Raw genomic sequence first — 20,214 nt, forward strand, 5'->3', positions numbered from 1 at the left:
TGTGAGCAGCGCAACGCCAGGACAGGGGACCCTTGCTAGACCGATCCCCGGAATTGCGTCACACTGGTGTTGTGAAAATCCGAACCAGCCCCGATGGGGTCGCTGACGCCGTTACCGGCGCGGCGGACGTCGGCGCGTCGGTGCCGGATGGTCACACTCGCCGCGCGATCGTGCGCCTGCTGCTGGAATCCGGATCGATCACCGCCGGCGAGATCGGTGACCGGCTGGGCCTGGCGGCCGCCGGTGTGCGACGCCACCTCGACGCCCTGATCGAGGCCGGTGACGCAGAGTCCACCGCGGCCGCGGCGTGGCAGCAGGTGGGACGCGGGCGTCCCGCGAAGCGCTACCGGCTGACCGCGGCCGGCCGGGCCAAGCTCGATCACGCCTACGACGACCTGGCGGCGGCGGCCATGCGGCAACTCCGCGAGATCGGTGGTGAAGAAGCGGTGCAGGCCTTCGCCCGGCAGCGCATCGACGGCATCCTGGCCGACGTCCCCGCGGCCGACAGCGCGGCGGACACCGACGTCGAGGCGGCGGCCGACCGGATCGCCACCGCGCTGACCAAGGCCGGCTATGTCACCACCACCACGCAGGTCGGCGGGCCGATCCACGGCGTGCAGATCTGCCAGCACCACTGCCCGGTGTCGCACGTCGCCGAGGAATTCCCCGAGCTGTGCGACGCCGAACAGCAGGCCATGGCCGAGGTGCTGGGCACCCACGTCCAGCGGTTGGCGACCATCGTCAACGGCGATTGCGCCTGCACCACGCACGTACCCCTGACTCCGGCATCCAGCCAGGCGCCCAGCCCGCGCCACGACACCACGAGCACCAAAGGAGCGTCTCGATGACACTCACACCCGAGGCCAGCAAGACGGCTACCGCGCCGCTGACCCAGGAAGAGGCGATCGCCTCCCTGGGGCGGTACGGCTACGGCTGGTCGGACTCCGACGTCGCCGGGGCCAGCGCCCAGCGCGGCCTGTCCGAGGCCGTCGTCCGCGACATCTCGGCGAAGAAGAATGAGCCGGAGTGGATGCTGCAGACCCGGCTGAAGGCGCTGCGCATCTTCGAGCGCAAGCCGATGCCGAAGTGGGGCTCCAACCTCGGCGGCATCGACTTCGACAACATCAAGTACTTCGTGCGGTCCACCGAGAAGCAGGCCGCCACTTGGGATGATCTTCCTGAAGACATCCGCAACACCTATGACCGCCTGGGCATCCCGGAGGCCGAGAAGCAGCGCCTGGTCTCCGGCGTCGCGGCCCAGTACGAATCCGAGGTGGTCTACCACCAGATCCGCGAGGACCTGGAGGCCCAGGGCGTCATTTTCCTGGACACCGACACCGGTCTGCGCGAACACCCGGAGATCTTCCAGGAGTACTTCGGCACCGTGATCCCGGCCGGGGACAACAAGTTCTCCGCGCTGAACACCGCGGTGTGGAGCGGTGGCTCGTTCATCTACGTCCCGAAGGGCGTGCACGTCGACATCCCGCTGCAGGCCTACTTCCGGATCAACACCGAGAACATGGGCCAGTTCGAGCGCACGCTGATCATCGCCGACGAGGGCTCCTACGTGCACTACGTCGAGGGCTGCACCGCTCCGATCTACAAGTCGGATTCGCTGCACTCGGCGGTGGTCGAGATCATCGTGAAACCCAATGCGCGCGTTCGCTACACGACGATCCAGAACTGGTCGGGCAACGTCTACAACCTGGTCACCAAGCGGGCCCGCGCCGAGGCCGGCGCCACCATGGAGTGGATCGACGGCAACATCGGGTCGAAGGTCACCATGAAGTACCCAGCGGTCTGGATGACCGGCGAGCACGCCAAGGGCGAGGTACTCTCGGTCGCCTTCGCCGGCGAGGACCAGCACCAGGACACCGGCGCGAAGATGCTGCACCTGGCGCCGAACACGTCGAGCAACATCGTGTCCAAGTCAGTGGCGCGCGGCGGCGGCCGCACCTCCTACCGCGGCCTTGTGCAGGTGAACAAGGGCGCACACGGATCGCGTTCCAGCGTGAAATGTGATGCGCTGCTGGTGGATACGATCAGCCGCAGCGACACCTACCCCTACGTCGACATCCGCGAGGACGACGTCACCATGGGCCACGAGGCCACCGTGTCGAAGGTCAGCGAGAACCAGCTGTTCTACCTGATGAGCCGCGGCCTGACCGAGGACGAGGCGATGGCCATGGTGGTGCGCGGCTTCGTCGAGCCGATCGCCAAAGAGCTGCCGATGGAGTACGCGCTGGAGCTCAACCGGCTGATCGAGCTGCAGATGGAAGGCGCGGTCGGCTAGTGACGAACCTGACTGAAGCGGTTGAGGGTTCGGCCCTGACCGCGGCCAACAAGGGCGAGGTCTTCTCCTCGTTCGATGTGGACGCGTTCGAGGTTCCGCACGGCCGCGACGAGATCTGGCGGTTCACCCCGCTGCGCCGGCTGCGTGGCCTGCACGACGGGTCGGCGCGCGCCACCGGCAAGGCCGCGATCAGCGTCAGTGAGCAGCCCGGCCTGCGGGTCGAGACCGTCTCGCGTGGCGACGAGCGCCTCGGCCAGGGCGGCGTGCCGACCGACCGTGTTGCCGCGCAAGCGTTTTCGTCGTTCAACTCCGCGACCCTGATCACCGTCGAGCGTGACACCCACATCGCCGAGCCGATCGGTGTCACCGTCACCGGCCCCGGCGAGGGCGCGGTGGCCTACGGGCACCTGCAGATCAGGGTCTCCGAGCTCGCCGAGGCCGTCGTCGTCATCGACCACCGGGGCAGCGGAACTCTGGCCGACAACGTCGAATTCGTCGTCGACGACGCCGCCCGGCTCACCGTGGTGTGGCTGGCCGACTGGGCCGACGACGCCGTGCACGTCAGCATGCAGCACGCCAGGCTGGGCAAGGACGCGGTGCTGCGCCACGTCGCGGTCACGCTCGGTGGCGAGGTGGTCCGGCTGACGGCCAACGTGCGGTACCTGGGCCCCGGCGGCGACGCCGAGCTGCTCGGCCTGTACTTCGCCGACGACGGCCAGCACCTGGAGTCGCGGCTGCTGGTGGATCACGCCCAGCCCGACTGCAAGTCGAACGTGCTGTACAAGGGTGCGCTGCAAGGCGATCCGGACTCCGCGCTGCCCGACGCGCACACGGTCTGGATCGGCGACGTGCTGATCCGCGCCGACGCCACCGGCACCGACACCTTCGAGGTGAACCGCAACCTGGTGCTCACCGACGGGGCACGCGCCGACTCGGTGCCCAACCTCGAGATCGAGACGGGCGAGATCGTCGGCGCCGGACACGCCAGCGCCACCGGGCGTTTCGACGACGAGCAACTGTTCTACCTACGCTCCCGCGGCATTCCCGAGGAGCAGGCACGCCGCCTGGTCATCCGCGGCTTCTTCGCCGAAATCATCTCCAAGATCGCGGTGCCCGAGATACGGGAACGCCTCACCGCAGCCATCGAACACGAATTGGCCTTAACGGAAAAGACGGAAACAACAGCCTCATGACCACTCTGGAAATCAAAGATCTGCACGTCAGCGTCGTCAACCCGAACGCCGCCGAGTCCGAGCGGGAGATCCCCATCCTCAACGGCGTCGACCTGACGGTGAAATCCGGTGAGACACATGCCTTGATGGGTCCCAACGGGTCGGGCAAGTCGACGCTGTCCTACGCCATCGCCGGTCACCCCAAGTACACCGTGACCTCCGGCTCCATCACGCTGGACGGCCAGGACGTGCTCGCGATGAGCATCGACGAGCGCGCGCGGGCCGGAATCTTCTTGGCCATGCAGTATCCCGTCGAGGTGCCCGGCGTCTCGGTGTCGAACTTCCTGCGCTCGGCGGCGACCTCCGTGCGCGGCGAGGCCCCGAAGCTGCGCCACTGGGTCAAAGAGGTCAAGACGGCCATGGGCTCGCTGGAGATCGACCCGGCGTTCGCCGAGCGCAGCGTCAACGAGGGTTTCTCCGGCGGTGAGAAGAAGCGCCACGAGATCCTGCAACTGGAACTGCTCAAGCCCAAGATCGCCATTCTCGACGAGACCGACTCCGGCCTCGACGTCGACGCGCTGCGGGTGGTCAGCGAGGGCGTCAACCGCTATGCCGAGACCGAGCACGGCGGCATCCTGCTGATCACGCACTACACCCGCATCCTGCGCTACATCCGCCCCGAATACGTGCACGTGTTCGTCGGCGGCCGGATCGCCGAATCCGGCGGTCCTGAACTGGCCGACGAACTCGAGCAGAACGGCTACGTCCGCTTCACCACCCAAGCGGCGGCAACCGGGGCCTGACATGGCGACACCTTCGGCGGTCTCACCCCTGGATGTCGCGGCCATCCGCGCCGATTTCCCCATCCTCAAGCGCGTCATGCGCAGCGGAAATCCGTTGGCGTACCTGGATTCCGGCGCGACGTCACAGCGGCCGCTGCAGGTGCTCGACGCCGAGCGGGAATTTCTGCTGACGTCCAACGGCGCCGTGCACCGCGGTGCGCACCAGCTGATGGAGGAGGCCACCGACGCCTACGAGCAGGGCCGCGCCGACGTCGCGGCGTTCGTGGGCGCGGACACCGACGAGCTGGTGTTCACCAAGAACGCCACCGAGGCGCTCAACCTAGTGTCATATGTGCTGGGGGACAAGCGTTTCGGCCGTGCCGTGGGACCCGGCGACGTCATCGTCACCACCGAGCTCGAGCACCACGCCAACCTGGTTCCCTGGCAGGAACTCGCCCGGCGCACCGGTGCGACCCTGCGCTGGTACGGCGTCACCGACGACGGCCGCATCGACCTCGACTCGCTGGAGCTCGACGAACGCGTCAAAGTCATCGCCTTCACCCATCATTCGAACGTCACCGGCGCGGTGGCTCCGGTGGCCGAGCTGGTCAGCCGCGCCCGGGCCGTGAGCGCGCTCACCGTGCTCGACGCCTGCCAGTCGGTGCCGCACCAGCCCGTCGACTTCCACGCCCTTGACGTGGACTTCGCCGCGTTCTCGGGGCATAAGATGCTGGGCCCCAACGGCATCGGCGTCCTCTATGGGCGGCGCGAGGTGCTGTCGGCGCTGCCGCCGTTCTTGACCGGCGGCTCGATGATCGAGTCGGTGACCATGGAAGCGTCCACCTATGCGGCGGTGCCGCAGCGATTCGAGGCCGGCACCCCGATGACGTCGCAGGTGGTCGGATTGGGCGCGGCCACCCGCTATCTCGGCGCCCTCGGCATGGAAGCCGTGGAGGCCCACGAGCACCAGCTGGTCGCCGCGGCCATCGACGGCCTGTCCGGCATCGACGCCGTGCGCATCGTCGGGCCCGTGTCCATGGAGAACCGCGCCTCGCCGGTGTCTTTCGTCGTCGACGGCGTGCACGCCCACGACGTCGGGCAGGTGCTCGACGACGAGGGCGTCGCGGTTCGGGTGGGACACCACTGCGCCATGCCGCTGCATCGCCGGTTCGGTCTCGCGGCCACAGCTCGGGCGTCCTTCGGGGTGTACAACACCGCCGAGGAGGTCGAGCGTTTGGTGGCCGGTGTGCGCCGTGCTCTGGATTTCTTTGGGAGAGGCTGACATTGCGTCTCGAGCAGATGTATCAGGACGTGATCCTGGATCACTACAAGCACCCACAGCACCGGGGGCTGCGGGAGCCGTTCGGCGCCGAGGTGTTTCACGTCAACCCGGTCTGCGGTGACGAGGTCACCCTGCGGGTGGCGCTGTCCGAGGACGGCGAGACCGTCGCCGACGTGTCCTATGACGGGCAGGGCTGCTCCATCAGCCAGGCCGCGACCTCGGTGCTCACCCAACAGGTGATCGGTCAAAGCGTCGGCGAGGCGCTCAAGACCATCACCGCGTTCACCGAGATGGTGTCCTCGCGGGGCACCATCGAGGGCGACGAGGACGTGCTGGGCGACGGGATCGCGTTCGCCGGGGTGGCCAAATACCCGGCGCGGGTGAAATGCGCGCTATTGGGCTGGATGGCGTTCAAAGATGCTCTGGCCAAAGCTTGTTCGGACCAGGAAGCAGACTTCGAGGAGGTCACACATGAGCGAAACCACCGCGCAGGGTGAGGAATTCCTTGCCGACCTGGAGGAGGCAATGCGCGACGTCGTCGACCCCGAACTCGGCATCAACGTCGTCGATCTGGGACTCGTCTACGGGCTGAACGTCGAAGACGGCGACGACGGAACGGTCGCCCTGATCGACATGACGCTGACGTCGGCGGCCTGCCCGCTGACCGACGTCATCGAAGACCAGTCCCGCAGCGCGCTGGTGGGCGCCGGTCTGGTCGACGACCTGCGGATCAACTGGGTGTGGAACCCGCCCTGGGGTCCTGACAAGATCACCGAGGAAGGCCGCGAGCAGCTGCGCGCCCTCGGCTTCACCGTCTGAGTCCGGCTTTTCCTACGCCGCAGCGCCACTGCGGTGTTCCGCGTCCCCTAGAGGTGGATGTGCGGGAGGTGGGGCAGGTGTAGGTGGTGGTGCGGGCGCCCCATGGGCGGGCACGTCTCCACACTGATCATCTGCGCGTGCAGGGCGCCGCCGTCTTGACTCCCTTGGGCCCCAATGCATTTACCGTTCGTGATCGCCTCGGTGTCCGACGGCGTCTGCCGCTGGTATGTGGTCGAGTCGGCGACGGTCACATTGGTGGCGGCGCCCGGTCCGCCGGGCCCCAGACCGTTGACGGCGATCGTGTTGCCCGTCACCGAGGCCACCGTGCCGTAGAAGCCGGCCGGCGGCGGGCATTTGCCGTCCGCGGACTGGGTGACCGTCACGGCCTGCGCGGTGATCGGGCCCGGAGCCGGCCCGCCCGGCGCTGGAGCCCCTTGGGGCGGCGAGCTCTGCGGGGTGGCTTTGACGTTCACGCAACTGCCGGGCGTCACATCGGTCAGCTTCGCCGGGGTGACGTCCATGACTATGGTCTGCGGTGAGTAGTCCACCGTCGCCGAGCCGGATCGCGTCCGGAGCGCAATCGTGCCATTCGAATTCGACTGCACCATGCCCTCGACATAATCCTTGCCGACCGGAGGTGGCGGGGGCGCCGGCGGCGGCGCGGCGCTGGGCGCCGCACTCGGTGGCACCGCCGTGACGGCCGGCGGGGCGCTGCTGGTCGACGACTCGTGTGAGGAGCCGCACATGGCGACGCACAGCGCGACGAAGGCAACAATGACGCCGAGCGCGATCTGTGTCCGCCGGGTCTTCAACGATAAGGCAGGCACAGAACTCATCTCCGATCAACCGCTTCGCCGCCCTAAGCAATTACCCCCGCCGGGCCCGGTTCTCACGCCGCGCCCGGCGAGAGTGACGGCAATCTCAGTCAGCCCGGGCCGGGGTCACCCAGCCTGCCGGGCTACTTGGGCTTGCCGCATTTGCCGTCGACGGCCTGTCGCAACTTGATGCTCGTCGCTTGCAGCGCGCCGCCGCTGTCCTGAGTCCCGCGCGCGGACAGGCATTTACCCGGCGTGATCGCGTCGGTGTTCGCGGACGACTGCTTGCTGTACTTGGTCTTGTCGTCGACCGTCACCGTCGTTTGCTTTGTGTTGCCGCTGGGATCGGTGTTGGTCAAATTGATGGTGTTGCCCGACACCGAGGCCACCGAGCCACGGACCCAGGCCGGCTTCGCGGGCGCCTGCGACGGCGGGAGGGACGGCGGCGTGGTGGTCGAAGCGCCGGGCGCGGTCTGCGGAGGCTTCGGGCACGCGCCGTTCACGGACTCGCTGATCTTCACCGACGCGGCGGTGACCGGCTGGCCGGGCGCCGATCCCTCCGTCGGCTTCACGCTGACGCAGCTGCCCGGGGTGACATCCGGAAGCCCGGCCGGCACGGCTTCGGTGATCTTGGTGGTCGAGGTGAAGTTGACCGATGCGGTCCCGTTGTCCTCCTTGGTGACCTGGATGGAGTTGCCGGCCACCGAGGCGATCAGACCGCTGACCCGCGCTTCGGCGTTAGGCGGGGACGAGGTGGCCGTCGACGTGACGGTGGACGTTGACGTCGACGTGGAGGTCGACGTGGAACTGGATTTGTTCGAAGAGCCGCAGGCGGACAGGGACAATGCGGTGGCTCCAGCGACGGCGAAGACCGCGAAGCGAGTGAGCCGGGGCACTTGACAGCTGGCAGACATCAACGTTTCTCCATTCGTCGGTTAGAGCCAACGCCATGGTTTACCCGTTTAAACTGTGCTTAAGCTGTGTATCCGCCGCGCTCAGAACGCCTCTTCGGCCACCTTCATGATCTCGTCGTCGATGGCCTCGATGACGCCGCGCAGCGAGGTGAGCTTCGGCAGCATGTTTTTGGCGAAGAACCCGGCGGTCGCGATCTTGCCCCGGTAGAACGCTTCGTCATTCCCGGCGCCATCGGCCAGCGCGCGGGTGGCGATCTCGGCCTGCACCAGCAACCGCCAGCCGATCAGCAGATCGCCGACCGCGAGTAGATAGCGCACCGATCCCAGCCCCACCTTGTAGATCTCTTCTGCCTGTTGGGCCGCCGACATGAGGTAGCCCGTCAGCGCGCCCGTCATCGCCGTCACATCGTCGTACGCGGTCTGCACCAGCTGGGCGATCGGCTTGAGCGTCTCGTCGCAGTCGTCGATGGTCGCGGTGATCTGAGCCGTCAAGAACTGCAGGGCCTGACCCCGGTCGCGCACGATCTTGCGGAAGAAGAAGTCCAGCGCCTGGATGGCGGTGGTGCCCTCATAGAGGGAATCGATCTTGGAATCCCGGATGTACTGCTCGAGCGGATAGTCGGCCAAAAAGCCGGAACCGCCCAGCGTCTGCAGCGACTCGGTCAGCACCTCGTAGGCCCGCTCCGAGCTGACCCCCTTGACGATCGGCAGCAGCAGATCGTCGATGCGGTGCGCCATCTCGGGATCGGCACCCGAAACACGTTGGGCCACAGCGTCATCCTGATGGGCGGCGGCATACATGTAGAGCGCGCGCAGGCCCTCCGCGTACGCCTTCTGGGTCATCAGGCTGCGGCGCACGTCGGGGTGGTGGATGATCGTGACCCGCGGCGCGGTCTTGTCGGACATCTGCGTCAGATCCGCACCCTGCACCCGCTCCTTGGCGAAGGCCAGCGCGTTCAGGTAACCGGTGGACAGCGTGCCGGCCGCTTTGACGCCAATCGTCATGCGCGCCTGCTCGATCACGGTGAACATCTGCGCGATACCCCGGTGCACATCACCGACCAGGTAGCCGACGGCGGGCACATCCGTTGCGCCGAAAGTTAATTCGCATGTGGGGGAGGACTTGATGCCCATCTTGTGCTCCACCCCGGTGACGTAAACCCCGTTGCGGGGGCCGAGTTCGAAGGTGTCGGGGTCGAACAGGAAGTTGGGCACGTAGAACAGGCTCAGCCCCTTGGTGCCCGGTCCGGCGCCCTCCGGGCGGGCCAGCACCAGATGGAAGATGTTCTCGGCGGTATCGCCCACGTCGCCGCCGGAGATGAAGCGCTTCACGCCCTCGATGTGCCAGGTGCCGTCGGGTTGTTCGATGGCCTTGGCGCGGCCGGCGCCGACGTCGGAGCCCGCGTCGGGCTCGGTGAGCACCATCGTGGCCGCCCAGCCCCGCTCCACGCCTTGCGCCGCCCATTGCCGCTGCTGCTCGTTGCCCTCGACATACAACGCCTGAGACATGAACGGGCCCAGGCAATAGAAATTCGCCGACGGATTGGCGCAGATGAGCATCTCGTTGACCGCCCACGCCAGCGGTGGCGGGGCCGGCATGCCGCCGATCTCCTCGGCCATGCCCAGCCGCCACCAGCCGGCCTCCTTGAGTGCCGCCACCGTCTTGGCCAACTCGTCGGGCACCGTGATCTTGTGCTCGGCCGGGTCGAATACCGGCGGATTGCGGTCGGCGAAGGCGAAGGATTCGGCCACCGGACCTTCGGCGAGGCGAGCGGCTTCGGCCAATATCGTTTTGACCGTGTCCTCGTCGAGGTCGCTGTAGCCGCCGGTGCCCAAAACGGCGCCGACATCGAGCACTTCGAAAAGGTTGAACTCGATATCACGAACGTTTGCGATGTAGTGGCCCAACGCGATTCCCTCACTGGTCCTCGAGGCGGCGGATCGTCAGGCACAGTCTGTCGGACGCGGGAAAACGTACGCAACCGTAACCAGCGCCGGTCCGGCAGGAGGTAGCGGCCCCGCCCGCCGATAGCCGTATTCCGAACTCCTGACCCACCGGGGAACATCGGGTCGGCGCCGGGCGTTACGGCAAATGTGACAACACTTGATCTCACCGCTGAGAAGTTCAACGAAACCATCGAGGGCAACGACATCGTGCTCGTCGACTTCTGGGCGTCCTGGTGCGGCCCATGCCGCCAGTTCGGTCCCACTTTCCAGGCGTCGGCGGAAAAACACCCCGACATCGTGCACGCCAAGGTCGACACCGAGGCCGAACAACAGCTGGCCGCGGCCGCCCAGATCCGGTCCATCCCGACGCTGATGGCGTTCAAGAAGGGCAAACTGCTCTTCAACCAGCCCGGTGCCCTGCCGCCGGCCGCCCTGGAGGACCTCGTCCAGCAAGTCCGCGCCTTCGACGTCGACGCCGCCGAGGCCGGGCAGGCCGAATAAGCTCCACGTCGCGCTGCGCGCTGAACCACGGTTAGCTACGCGCTAGGTTGCATGGGTGAGTTTGGTACTGGTAGATCACCCGCGGCCCGGCGTCGCGCTGATAACGCTGAATCGGCCCGAGCGGATGAACTCCATGGCGTTCGACGTCATGCTCCCGCTCAAGGAGGCCCTGGAAAGGGTCACCTACGACAATTCGGTGCGCGTGGTCGTGCTGACCGGGGCCGGTCGCGGCTTCTCCTCCGGCGCCGATCACAAGTCGGCGGGCACGGTGCCCCACGTCGAGGGCCTGACCCGCCCGACCTACGCGCTGCGCTCCATGGAGATCCTCGACGAGGTCATCCTGGCGCTGCGCCGGCTGCACCAACCGGTGATCGCCGCGGTCAACGGCCCCGCCATCGGCGGGGGCCTGTGCCTGGCCCTGGCCGCCGACATCCGCGTGGCCTCGACCAGCGCGTACTTCCGCGCCGCCGGCATCAACAACGGGCTGACCGCCAGCGAACTGGGGCTGTCCTACCTGCTGCCGCGGGCCATCGGCTCGTCGCGCGCCTTCGAGATCATGCTGACCGGTCGCGACATCACCGCCGAGGAGGCCGAGCGCATCGGGCTGGTGTCCAACCAGGTGCCCGACGAGCAGCTGCTGGACACCTGCTACGCCATCGCAGCGCGGATAGCGGCCTTCTCGCGGCCGGGCATCGAGTTGACCAAGCGCACGCTGTGGAGTGGACTGGACGCCGGTAGCCTGGAAGGGCACATGCAAGCCGAAGGCTTGGGACAGCTTTTCGTCCGCCTGCTCACCGCCAACTTCGAAGAAGCGGTTGCCGCGCGCGCAGAACGACGACCACCGGCGTTCACCGACGACAAATAGGCGTCTTTTCAACAAGGAGAGCGATCGTGATCACGGCCACGGACCTCGAGGTCCGCGCTGGTGCGCGCATCCTGCTCTCCCCGGACGGTCCCGACCTGCGCGTGCAACCCGGCGACCGGATCGGGCTGGTGGGCCGCAACGGCGCCGGTAAGACCACCACGCTGCGCATCCTGGCGGGGGAGACCGAGCCCTACGCGGGCGCGATCCACCGCGCCGGCGAAATCGGTTATCTGCCACAGGATCCCAAAGAGGGCGACCTCGACGTGCTGGCCCGCGACCGGGTGCTGTCGGCGCGCGGGCTTGACGTGTTGCTGACCGACCTGGAAAAGCAGCAGGCGTTGATGGCCGAGGTCGCCGATGACGACGCCCGCGACCGCGCGATCCGCCGGTACGGGCAGCTGGAGGAGCGTTTCGTCGCCCTGGGCGGTTATGGCGCGGAAAGCGAAGCGAGCCGCATCTGCGCGAGTCTCGGCCTGCCGGAACGGGTGCTGACGCAGCAGCTGCGCACGCTGTCCGGTGGGCAGCGCCGCCGGGTCGAGCTGGCCCGCATCCTGTTCGCCGCATCCGAGGGTGGCGCGGGGATGTCGGGTTCGTCGACCACGCTGCTGCTCGACGAGCCGACCAACCACCTGGACGCGGATTCCATCGGCTGGCTGCGCGACTTCCTGCGCGCGCACACCGGCGGGCTGGTGATCATCAGCCACAACGTCGAACTGCTCGCCGATGTCGTCAACCGGGTGTGGTTCCTGGACGCGGTGCGCGGCGAGGTCGACGTCTACAACATGACGTGGCAGAAATACCTCGACGCGCGCGCCACCGACGAGCAGCGCCGGCGCCGGGAACGCGCGAACGCCGAACGCAAGGCCACCGCGCTGCGCTCGCAGGCCGCCAAGCTCGGCGCCAAGGCCACCAAAGCCGTTGCCGCGCAAAACATGTTGCGCCGTGCCGACCGGATGATGGCCGCGCTCGACGACGAGCGGGTGGCCGACAAGGTGGCTCGGATCAAGTTTCCCAACCCGGCCGCGTGCGGGCGCACGCCGCTGGTGGCCAGCGGGCTGAGCAAGTCCTACGGGTCGCTGGAGGTGTTCACCGGTGTCGACCTGGCGATCGACCGCGGCTCGCGGGTGGTGGTGCTGGGCCTCAACGGCGCCGGCAAGACCACCCTGCTGAGAATCCTGGCCGGCACCGAGGCGCCCGACACCGGGGGACTCGAGCCCGGGCACGGGCTGCGGATCGGCTACTTCGCCCAGGAGCACGACACGCTCGACAACGATGCGACCGTGTGGGAGAACATCCGTCACGCCGCACCGGATTCGGGCGAGCAGGACCTGCGCGGCCTGTTGGGCGCCTTCATGTTCAGCGGCCCCCAGCTCGACCAGCCGGCGGGCACCCTGTCCGGCGGCGAGAAGACCCGGCTCGCGCTGGCCGGTTTGGTGGCCTCCACCGCCAACGTGTTGCTGCTCGACGAGCCGACCAATAACCTCGACCCGGCCTCGCGCGAGCAGGTGCTCGACGCGCTGCGCAGTTACCAGGGCGCGGTGGTGTTGGTGACGCACGACCCGGGTGCCGCCGAGGCGCTCGACCCGCAGCGCGTCGTGCTGCTGCCCGACGGCACCGAGGACTTCTGGTCCGACGAATACCGGGATCTCATCGAGCTCGCCTGATTTCGCGTGCGATTTGGCGAAATCGGCCCGCGGGCGACAGCGGCTTCTTACTCTGAGTGCTTGCGATCGTGTCCCGCGCCGGAGGAGCCATGAAGAGAACACTGCACAGGTCGGCCAAGACGCGCGACCAGTTGTTGGACGAGTTGCGCCACGCCTACGAAGGCGGCGCCAGCATCCGCAGCCTGGTTGCGAAGACCGGCAGGTCGTACGGATCGGTTCATAGCTTGCTCCGCAAGTGGGGCACCACGATGCGCAGCCGCGGCGGCCCGAACCGGACCGCCAAGGTCGCGCGGGCGTAGCGTCACTGCGAAATCTCGTCCCCTTGTTCGCAGTGACGTTACGATCGCTTCTCAGAGTCGTTGCGGCGCACCGAGTTTTCCACCAGGTCCAGGACCGCGGATAGGCGCTCCGGGTCCTCGCCGGACGCCGAGCGGGCCACCAGGCCGTCGAGCACCAACTCGAGATAGCACTGCAGCACGTCGCCGGGCACGTCGTCGCGCACCCGGTGTGCCTCCGTCTGCCGGCGCAACCGATCGGTGGTCGCCGCCGCCAGCTCGGCCGAACGCTCCGCCCATCCCTGGCTGAAGGCGGGATCGTTGCGCAGCTTGCGGGCGATCTCCAATCTGGTGGCCAGCCAGTCGAACTGGTCCGGCGCGGCCAGCATGTCGCGCATCACCTGGATGAGTCCCGCGCGGGACGCCACGTCGGCCATCCGCTCGGCGTCCTCGTCGGCGAGGGCGAAAAACAGCGCGTCCTTGTCCCGGAAGTGGTGGAAGATCGCGCCGCGCGACATCCCGATCGCCTTCTCCAGCCGGCGCACCGTCGCTTTCTCGTAGCCGTATTCGGCGAAGCAACGGCGGGCGCCGTCGAGGATCTGGCGGCGTCGGGCCGCCAGATGGTCCTCGCTGACCTTGGGCACGGGGGTAGGTGGATTCGGGCCGGGACTAGCCGGACTTGAGCATGTTGCGCAGCACGTACTGCAGGATGCCGCCGTTGCGGTAGTAGTCCGCCTCACCCGGGGTATCGATGCGTACCACCGCGTCGAACTCGATCGCGTCCTTGCCGTCCTTGCTGGCCTTGACGTGCACCGTCTTCGGTGTTTTGCCGTTGTTGAGCTCTTCGATCCCGGTGATGTCGAACACCTCGGTGCCGTCCAGGCCCAGGTCGGTGGCCGACTTGCCGTCGGGGAACTGCAACGGGATCACGCCCATGCCGATCAGGTTGGAGCGGTGGATCCGCTCGAACGACTCGGCGATCACCGCGCGGACGCCCAACAGCCGCGTTCCCTTGGCGGCCCAGTCTCGGGACGAACCCGACCCGTATTCCTTACCCCCCAGCACCACCAGCGGAATGTCTTGCGCCGCATAGTTTTGCGCCGCGTCGTAGATGAACGCCTGCGGCGCGCCGTCCTGGGTGAAGTCGCGGGTGTAGCCACCGGACACGTCGTCGAGCAGCATGTTGCGCAGCCGGATGTTGGCGAATGTGCCGCGGATCATCACCTCGTGGTTGCCGCGCCGCGAGCCGAAGGAGTTGTAGTCCTTGCGTTCCACGCCGTGCTCGTCGAGGTACTGCGCCGCCGGGGTTCCCGGCTTGATGCTGCTGGCGGGGGAGATGTGGTCGGTGGTCACCGAATCGCCCAGCAGCGCCAGCACCCGGGCGCCGGTGATGTCGGCGACCGGCTCGGGCTCGGCCGGCATGCCGTCGAAGTACGGGGGCTTGCGGACGTAGGTCGAATCCGCGTTCCACTCAAAGGTATTGCCGCTCGGGGTGGGCAGGTTGCGCCACCGCTCGTCGCCCTTGAACACGTCGCCGTAGTTCTTGGTGAACATCTCGGAGTTGATCGCCGAGGCGATGGTGTCTGAGACGTCCTTCTGCGAGGGCCAGATGTCTTTCAGGAAGACGTCGTTGCCATCTTTGTCCTTACCGAGCGGCTGGGACTCGAAGTCGAAGTCCATGGTGCCGGCCAGCGCGTAGGCCACCACCAGCGGCGGCGACGCCAGGTAGTTCATCTTGACGTCGGGGTTGATGCGGCCTTCGAAGTTCCGGTTACCCGAGAGCACGGCGGTCACCGACAGGTCGTTGTCGTTGATGGCCTTCGAGATTTCGTCGGGCAACGGGCCGGAGTTGCCGATGCAGGTGGTGCAGCCGTAGCCGACCAGGTAGAAACCGAGCTTCTCCAGATACGGCCACAGGCCGGCCTTGTCGTAGTAGTCGTTGACCACCTGCGAGCCGGGCGCCATGGTGGTCTTCACCCACGGCTTGGACGCCAGCCCCTTCTCGACGGCGTTGCGGGCCAGCAGCGCGGCGCCCAGCATCACCTCGGGGTTGGAGGTGTTGGTGCACGACGTGACCGCGGCGATCACCACCGCGCCGTGGTCGAGCACGAATTCGCCTCGGTCGTCGGACTTTACGGTCACCGGGTTGCTCGGGCGGCCCTTGGCATGCGCGGCCGCCGAGTGCACCTCGGGGACGTCGTCGGCATGTCCGTTCGACACCGCGCCGGGGTCGCTGGCCGGGAAGGTTTCCTCCACCGACTCGTCCAGCTTCGAGTAGCCCTGCTGGCCGTCCGCGTCACCGTCGACGTAGCTGACGATCTGGTCGCGGAAGGTGGACTTGGCGGCGGACAAGGCGATTCGGTCCTGCGGGCGCTTGGGTCCGGCGATCGACGGCACCACCGTGGAGAGATCGAGCTCGAGGTACTCCGAGAACGCGGGCTCGTGGTCGGGGTCGTGCCACAGCCCCTGCTCTTTGGCGTAGGTCTCCACCAGTGCCAGTTGCTGTTCGCTGCGGCCGGTGAACTTCAGGTAGGAGATGGTCTCCTCGTCGATGGGGAAAATGGCTGCGGTGGAACCGAATTCGGGGCTCATGTTGCCCAGCGTGGCGCGGTTGGCCAGCGGCACCTCGGAAACGCCCTTGCCGTAGAACTCGACGAACTTGCCGACGACACCGTGCTTGCGCAGCATCTCGGTGACGGTCAGCACGACGTCGGTGGCGGTGACGCCGGCCTGGATCTCACCGGTCAGCTTGAAGCCGACGACGCGCGGGATCAGCATCGACACCGGCTGGCCCAGCATCGCGGCCTCGGCCTCGATGCCGCCGACGCCCCAGCCCAGCACGCCCAGGCCGTTGACCATCGTGGTGTGCGAGTCGGTTCCGACACAGGTGTCGGGGTAGGCGGTCATATTCCCCGCGTCATCCGCTCGTGACATCACGACACTGGCGAGGTACTCGATGTTGACCTGGTGCACGATGCCGGTGCCCGGCGGCACCACCTTGAAGTCCTGGAAAGCGCCCTGGCCCCAGCGCAGGAACTGGTAGCGCTCGCCGTTGCGCTGGTACTCGATCTCGACGTTGCGCTCGAACGCGTCGGGGGTGCCGAACAGGTCGGCGATCACCGAGTGGTCGATCACCAGGTCGGCGGGCGCGAGCGGGTTGACCTTGTCCGCCTTGCCGCCAAGCTCGCCGATGGCCTCGCGCATGGTGGCCAGGTCGACGATGCAGGGCACCCCGGTGAAGTCCTGCATCACCACGCGGGCCGGCGTGTACTGGATCTCAATGCTGGGTTCCGCCTTGGGATCCCAGTTCGCGATGGCCTCGATGTGCTCTTTGGTGATGTTGGCGCCGTCCTCGTTGCGCAACAGGTTCTCGGCCAGCACCTTGAGGCTGTAGGGGAGCTTCTCGGTGTTGGGGACGGCATCGAGACGATAGATCTGGTAACTCTGGTCGCCGACCTCGAGGGTGTCGCGGGCTTCGAACGAATTCACAGAATCACTCACTTCAACTCCCAGAGTCTTTAGTTCTCCCACCGCGACGGGCCGTGTCGGCGGTGCGGTACTAACTTTAACAGTACGCTTGTCCTGCATTACGGCGGCACTCTCGATTTCAGTCTTGTCGGCGCGGCCGCCGGTTTAAACCCCCGACGGCTCCGATCCTGGCCGACCGTCACACTAGAGTGACCGCCGTGGCCGAGAGTCACGCCAGCGTGACCGCGCAGCAGGAAGGACCGCGAAATGACCGGGCTCGATTCCGTCGTCCTGCCGCTCTACATTCCGGTGGACGTCGACATGACCATGGTGAAGGCTCAGGTCGCCGCCACCGGCGTCAGCGCCGCGCCGTCGGCGATGCCGGGACTGCTCGACGTGGTCAACCAGGCGCACGCCGAGGGCATCAACCTCAAGATCGTGCTGCTCGACCACAACCCCCCGAACGACACCCCGTTGCGCGACATCTCGACGGTGGTCGGGGCGGACTATCACGACGCGACGGTGCTGACGCTCAGCCCGAGCTACGTCGGCAGCTACAGCACTCAGTTCCCCCGCGTCACGCTCGAGGCCGGCGAGGACATCGCCAAGACGGGCAACCCGGTGGTCTCCGCGCAGCATTTCTTGCACGAGTTGGACACGCCCGAGTTTCCCTGGACCGGGCTGACGATTTTCCTGTTGATCGCCGTGTTCGCGGCGGCCGTCGGCACCCGGTTGTTGCAGTTGCGTAGCAAGCGCTCAGCAACGACGGACGACACCACGGCGGCCCCCGCCGCCGACACCGATACCGCCGTGTAGCCACCGGTATTCGCATCTTCGGGGTCTGTCGACGGGCCCTCACGGCCGACTGCGGCAAACCGGTCAGGTCACTGTTCGGTCACATTAAACGCACGTAGAGAGTGCGATTTCGGTGGAGCGTTTGCACGCCCACTGGTGTGACGTACGGTGCAAATGATGCTGGTGTTGTCTTTGGCGCCTTTCGGGGAATCTGTGGCTGGCGCCACCCGTCGTGTTGAGCCGTAGGAGACCTGAGTCGAATGAGACGGACACGCTGGGGGTCTTCTGCGCGACCGGCCGCAAGGCTGGTGCGGCCCGTCGTCCCATCCGTTTTGAGCCTGGCGCTGTTGATCGCGACGCCGGGCCTCGCGGAGGCCGATCCCACCGCCGACAACCTGGCCGCACTCATCGCCAACGTCGCCAAGGCCAACCAGCGGCTGCAGAATTTGAGCGCCGAAATCCAGACCGAACAGGAAAGCGTCAACAAGGCTCTGGTCGACGTCGAGACCGCGCGGGACAACGCGGCCACCGCCCAGCACGATGTGGAGACCAGCCAGCAGGCGGTCAAAGACGCCAACATCGCCATCGCCGGGGCGCAGCGCCGCTTCGACACGTTCGCCGCGGCCACCTATATGAACGGTCCGTCGAACAGCTACCTGACGGCGAGCAGCCCCGACGACATCATCGCGACCGAAGCCGCCGCCAAGAACTTGACCACCAGCTCGCAGACCGTGATGGCCAAGCTGCAGCAGGCCCGCACCGAGCAGGTGAACAAGGAGTCGGCGGCCCGGCTGGCCAAGCAGAATGCGGACAAGGCCGCCGCCGACGCCAAGTCCAGCCAGGACGCCGCGGTGGCGGCGCTGACCAACTCCAAGCAGAAGTTCGACCAGCAACGCGAAGACATCATTCGCCTTGCCGCCGAACGGGATCAGGCTCAGATCAAGCTCGAGGCGGCCAAGCGCGAGGCGGCGCGGCAGTGGTCCGCCGGCGCCCGAGGGCCGGGAGCGCCCGCGTCGGGTGACCGGTGGGAGACCGGATCGGGCGGGCCGGCGCCGTCGTCCGGGGGCCGTCAGTGGGATGGCGCCTGGGACCCGACGCTGCCGATGATCCCCAGCGCCAACGTTCCCGGGGACCCGATCGCAGTGATTAACCAGGTGCTCGGCATCTCGGCCACCTCGACTCAGGTGACCGCCGGGCTGGGCCGAAACTTCTTGCAGCAGATGGGCATCCTCAAGCCCGACGACACCGGCATCACCAACGCGGCGCCCGGTGGCGTCGGCGGGCGCATTCCCCGGGTGTACGGCCGGCAGGCCACCGAATACGTGATCCGGCGCGGCATGTCGCAGATCGGCGTGCCCTACTCCTGGGGCGGCGGCAACGCGGCCGGCCCGAGCAAGGGCATCGACTCCGGGGCGGGCATCACCGGCTTCGACTGTTCGGGGCTGGTGCTGTACTCGTTCGCCGGGGTGGGCATCAAGCTGCCGCACTACTCGGGCTCGCAGTACAACCTGGGCCGCAAGATCCCGTCCTCGCAGATGCGCCGCGGCGACGTCATCTTCTACGGCCCGGGCGGCAGCCAGCACGTCACGATCTACCTCGGTGACGGTCAGATGCTCGAGGCGCCCGACATCGGGTTGAAGGTCCGCGTCGCCCCGGTGCGCACCAGCGGCATGACGCCCTACGTGGTCCGGTACATCGAATGGTGATCGAGTGAGCATTGAACGAGGAGCCATGCGCCGCAATCGGTTTCGTCTCATCAACTTCGCCTGGATCACCGCAGTGGTGTCCGGGCTGATGTTTTCTGTGGCGGCGCCGGCTCCTCTCGCCGGTGCCGACCCGGGCCAGTGGGACCCCACCCTGCCGGCGCAGATCAGCGCCGGCGCGCCCGGCGACCCGCTCGCCGTCGCCAACGCCTCGCTGCAGGCCACCGCCCAGGCCACCCAGACCACGATGGACCTGGGCAAGCAATTCTTGAGCGGGCTCGGGATCAACCTCGGTGGCGATCCGCCCGCCGCGGCGGCCACCCCGAGCAACCCCGGCGCCAAGATTCCGCGGGCAAACGGCCGGCAGGCCATCGAGTACGTGATCCGCCGGATGGGCTCCCAGATGGGGGTGCCGTATTCGTGGGGCGGTGGCTCGCTGGACGGCCCGAGCAAGGGCGTCGGCGATGGCGCCAACATCACCGGCTTCGACTGCTCGGGCCTGATGCGGTACGGATTCGCCGGCGTCGGCGTGCTGATCCCGCGGTTCTCCGGCGACCAGTACAACGCCGGGCGCCACATCCCGCCGGACCAAGCCCGGCGCGGCGACCTGATCTTCTACGGCCCGGGCGGCAGCCAGCACGTCACCATGTACCTGGGCAACGGCCAGATGCTCGAGGCGTCGGGCAGCGCCGCCAAGGTTACGGTCAGCCCGGTTCGTAAGCCCGGCATGACGCCGTTTTTGACCAGGATCATCGAGTACTGACCCACGTGCGGTTGAGTGGGCGGGCCCCCGGGCCGGTGCACCAGCGTCGACGGAATTCGGCGGGCCTGGAATAGTTGGACGCGGGCACGTCGCCACGACATCGGTCGTGCCAGCAATCGTGTCCGATTGAGCTTTGTCGGTTGAGCCGTGGAAGGT

At 67.3% G+C, this 20,214-nt stretch carries 19 protein-coding genes; 14 read left to right on the forward strand and 5 right to left on the reverse strand.

All coding sequences use genetic code 11. From position 1 onward, the window contains the following. Nucleotides 1-32 precede the first annotated feature (32 nt). Genes A5732_RS21265 through A5732_RS21295 form a run of 7 tightly spaced genes read left to right on the forward strand, consistent with a single transcriptional unit; the run spans nt 33 to nt 6,348 of the window. The gene (locus A5732_RS21265) at nt 33-848 is read left to right on the forward strand and encodes a helix-turn-helix transcriptional regulator (protein ID WP_142248272.1); all 816 of its coding nucleotides are present in this window, start codon (nt 33-35) and stop codon (nt 846-848) included. Next, nucleotides 845-2,293, forward strand: coding sequence for a Fe-S cluster assembly protein SufB (gene sufB, locus A5732_RS21270; RefSeq protein WP_064950182.1), 1,449 nt, complete (start codon nt 845-847; stop codon nt 2,291-2,293). Before A5732_RS21265 ends, sufB begins: the two co-directional genes overlap by 4 nt. Then, nucleotides 2,293-3,486 carry a Fe-S cluster assembly protein SufD gene (gene sufD / locus A5732_RS21275; protein WP_076103219.1) on the forward strand — a complete coding sequence of 398 codons (1,194 nt, stop codon included), beginning with the start codon at nt 2,293-2,295 and terminating at the stop codon, nt 3,484-3,486. Before sufB ends, sufD begins: the two co-directional genes overlap by 1 nt. Further along, the gene (gene sufC, locus A5732_RS21280) at nt 3,483-4,268 is read left to right on the forward strand and encodes a Fe-S cluster assembly ATPase SufC (RefSeq protein ID WP_064950180.1); all 786 of its coding nucleotides are present in this window, start codon (nt 3,483-3,485) and stop codon (nt 4,266-4,268) included. Before sufD ends, sufC begins: the two co-directional genes overlap by 4 nt. A gap of 1 nt (nt 4,269) precedes the next feature. Next, nucleotides 4,270-5,529: a cysteine desulfurase gene (locus A5732_RS21285; RefSeq protein ID WP_076103220.1), complete on the forward strand. Its 1,260-nt coding sequence runs from the start codon at nt 4,270-4,272 to the stop codon at nt 5,527-5,529. Further along, nucleotides 5,526-6,026: a Fe-S cluster assembly sulfur transfer protein SufU gene (gene sufU / locus A5732_RS21290; RefSeq protein ID WP_139334660.1), complete on the forward strand. Its 501-nt coding sequence runs from the start codon at nt 5,526-5,528 to the stop codon at nt 6,024-6,026. Before A5732_RS21285 ends, sufU begins: the two co-directional genes overlap by 4 nt. Beyond that, a complete protein-coding gene (locus A5732_RS21295) occupies nt 6,001-6,348 on the forward strand; it encodes a metal-sulfur cluster assembly factor (RefSeq protein WP_064950177.1) in 348 nt (115 codons plus the stop codon). Before sufU ends, A5732_RS21295 begins: the two co-directional genes overlap by 26 nt. 47 nt (nt 6,349-6,395) lie before the next feature. On the opposite strand, the gene A5732_RS21300 is transcribed toward A5732_RS21295, so the two are convergent. The 3 genes from A5732_RS21300 to A5732_RS21315 form a co-directional block, all read right to left on the reverse strand. Beyond that, nucleotides 6,396-7,160 carry a DUF5666 domain-containing protein gene (locus tag A5732_RS21300; RefSeq protein WP_076103221.1) on the reverse strand — a complete coding sequence of 255 codons (765 nt, stop codon included), beginning with the start codon at nt 7,158-7,160 and terminating at the stop codon, nt 6,396-6,398. A gap of 146 nt (nt 7,161-7,306) precedes the next feature. After that, complete coding sequence (locus A5732_RS27825) at nt 7,307-8,077, reverse strand: DUF5666 domain-containing protein (protein ID WP_170880049.1); 771 nt, start codon at nt 8,075-8,077, stop codon at nt 7,307-7,309. An 81-nt stretch (nt 8,078-8,158) separates the two neighbouring features. After that, on the reverse strand, nt 8,159-9,985 hold the full coding sequence (locus A5732_RS21315; RefSeq protein WP_076103222.1) for an acyl-CoA dehydrogenase: 1,827 nt from the start codon (nt 9,983-9,985) through the stop codon (nt 8,159-8,161). Between the two features lie 186 nt (nt 9,986-10,171). On the opposite strand from A5732_RS21315, the gene trxA reads away from it, so the two are divergent. The 4 genes from trxA (at nt 10,172) to A5732_RS21335 (ending at nt 13,353) form a co-directional block, all read left to right on the forward strand. Beyond that, on the forward strand, nt 10,172-10,525 hold the full coding sequence (gene trxA / locus A5732_RS21320) for a thioredoxin (RefSeq protein ID WP_044485223.1): 354 nt from the start codon (nt 10,172-10,174) through the stop codon (nt 10,523-10,525). Nucleotides 10,526-10,580: 55 nt separating this feature from the next. Continuing rightward, nucleotides 10,581-11,390: an enoyl-CoA hydratase gene (locus A5732_RS21325; RefSeq protein ID WP_076053128.1), complete on the forward strand. Its 810-nt coding sequence runs from the start codon at nt 10,581-10,583 to the stop codon at nt 11,388-11,390. A gap of 26 nt (nt 11,391-11,416) precedes the next feature. Then, entirely contained in the window at nt 11,417-13,054 is a 1,638-nt protein-coding gene (locus tag A5732_RS21330; protein ID WP_064950171.1) for an ABC-F family ATP-binding cassette domain-containing protein, read from the forward strand. Nucleotides 13,055-13,155: 101 nt separating this feature from the next. Continuing rightward, nucleotides 13,156-13,353 carry a helix-turn-helix domain-containing protein gene (locus A5732_RS21335; RefSeq protein ID WP_076103264.1) on the forward strand — a complete coding sequence of 66 codons (198 nt, stop codon included), beginning with the start codon at nt 13,156-13,158 and terminating at the stop codon, nt 13,351-13,353. 38 nt (nt 13,354-13,391) lie between these two features. On the opposite strand, the gene A5732_RS21340 is transcribed toward A5732_RS21335, so the two are convergent. Beyond that, nucleotides 13,392-13,973 (reverse strand): TetR/AcrR family transcriptional regulator, encoded by a 582-nt coding sequence (locus A5732_RS21340; RefSeq protein ID WP_076103223.1) that lies wholly within the window; start codon nt 13,971-13,973, stop codon nt 13,392-13,394. A gap of 25 nt (nt 13,974-13,998) precedes the next feature. Next, complete coding sequence (locus tag A5732_RS21345) at nt 13,999-16,830, reverse strand: aconitate hydratase (RefSeq protein WP_076103224.1); 2,832 nt, start codon at nt 16,828-16,830, stop codon at nt 13,999-14,001. A gap of 234 nt (nt 16,831-17,064) precedes the next feature. Between A5732_RS21345 and A5732_RS21350 the strand changes: the two genes are divergently transcribed. The 3 genes from A5732_RS21350 to ripB all read left to right on the forward strand — a co-directional run bounded on the left by A5732_RS21350 (nt 17,065) and on the right by ripB (nt 20,058). Next, complete coding sequence (locus A5732_RS21350; protein WP_076103225.1) at nt 17,065-17,613, forward strand: Rv1476 family membrane protein; 549 nt, start codon at nt 17,065-17,067, stop codon at nt 17,611-17,613. A 239-nt stretch (nt 17,614-17,852) separates the two neighbouring features. Next, on the forward strand, nt 17,853-19,298 hold the full coding sequence (gene ripA, locus A5732_RS21355) for an NlpC/P60 family peptidoglycan endopeptidase RipA (protein ID WP_076053125.1): 1,446 nt from the start codon (nt 17,853-17,855) through the stop codon (nt 19,296-19,298). Nucleotides 19,299-19,323: 25 nt separating this feature from the next. Then, on the forward strand, nt 19,324-20,058 hold the full coding sequence (ripB, locus tag A5732_RS21360; protein WP_065056445.1) for an NlpC/P60 family peptidoglycan endopeptidase RipB: 735 nt from the start codon (nt 19,324-19,326) through the stop codon (nt 20,056-20,058). Nucleotides 20,059-20,214 lie beyond the last annotated feature (156 nt).

The organism is Mycobacterium colombiense, assembly GCF_001953985.1.
Lineage (GTDB): Bacteria > Actinomycetota > Actinomycetes > Mycobacteriales > Mycobacteriaceae > Mycobacterium > Mycobacterium colombiense_B.

What these genes read in the sequence shown, in the direction of transcription:
- sufB (WP_064950182.1), top strand. Translation starts at nt 845, where the DNA reads ATGACACTCACACCCGAGGCCAGCAAGACGGCTACCGCGCCGCTGACC.
- ripA (WP_076053125.1), top strand. Translation starts at nt 17,853, where the DNA reads ATGAGACGGACACGCTGGGGGTCTTCTGCGCGACCGGCCGCAAGGCTG.
- A5732_RS21285 (WP_076103220.1), top strand. Translation starts at nt 4,270, where the DNA reads ATGGCGACACCTTCGGCGGTCTCACCCCTGGATGTCGCGGCCATCCGC.
- A5732_RS27825 (WP_170880049.1), bottom strand. Translation starts at nt 8,077, where the DNA reads ATGTCTGCCAGCTGTCAAGTGCCCCGGCTCACTCGCTTCGCGGTCTTC.
- A5732_RS21350 (WP_076103225.1), top strand. Translation starts at nt 17,065, where the DNA reads ATGACCGGGCTCGATTCCGTCGTCCTGCCGCTCTACATTCCGGTGGAC.
- A5732_RS21295 (WP_064950177.1), top strand. Translation starts at nt 6,001, where the DNA reads ATGAGCGAAACCACCGCGCAGGGTGAGGAATTCCTTGCCGACCTGGAG.
- sufC (WP_064950180.1), top strand. Translation starts at nt 3,483, where the DNA reads ATGACCACTCTGGAAATCAAAGATCTGCACGTCAGCGTCGTCAACCCG.
- ripB (WP_065056445.1), top strand. Translation starts at nt 19,324, where the DNA reads ATGCGCCGCAATCGGTTTCGTCTCATCAACTTCGCCTGGATCACCGCA.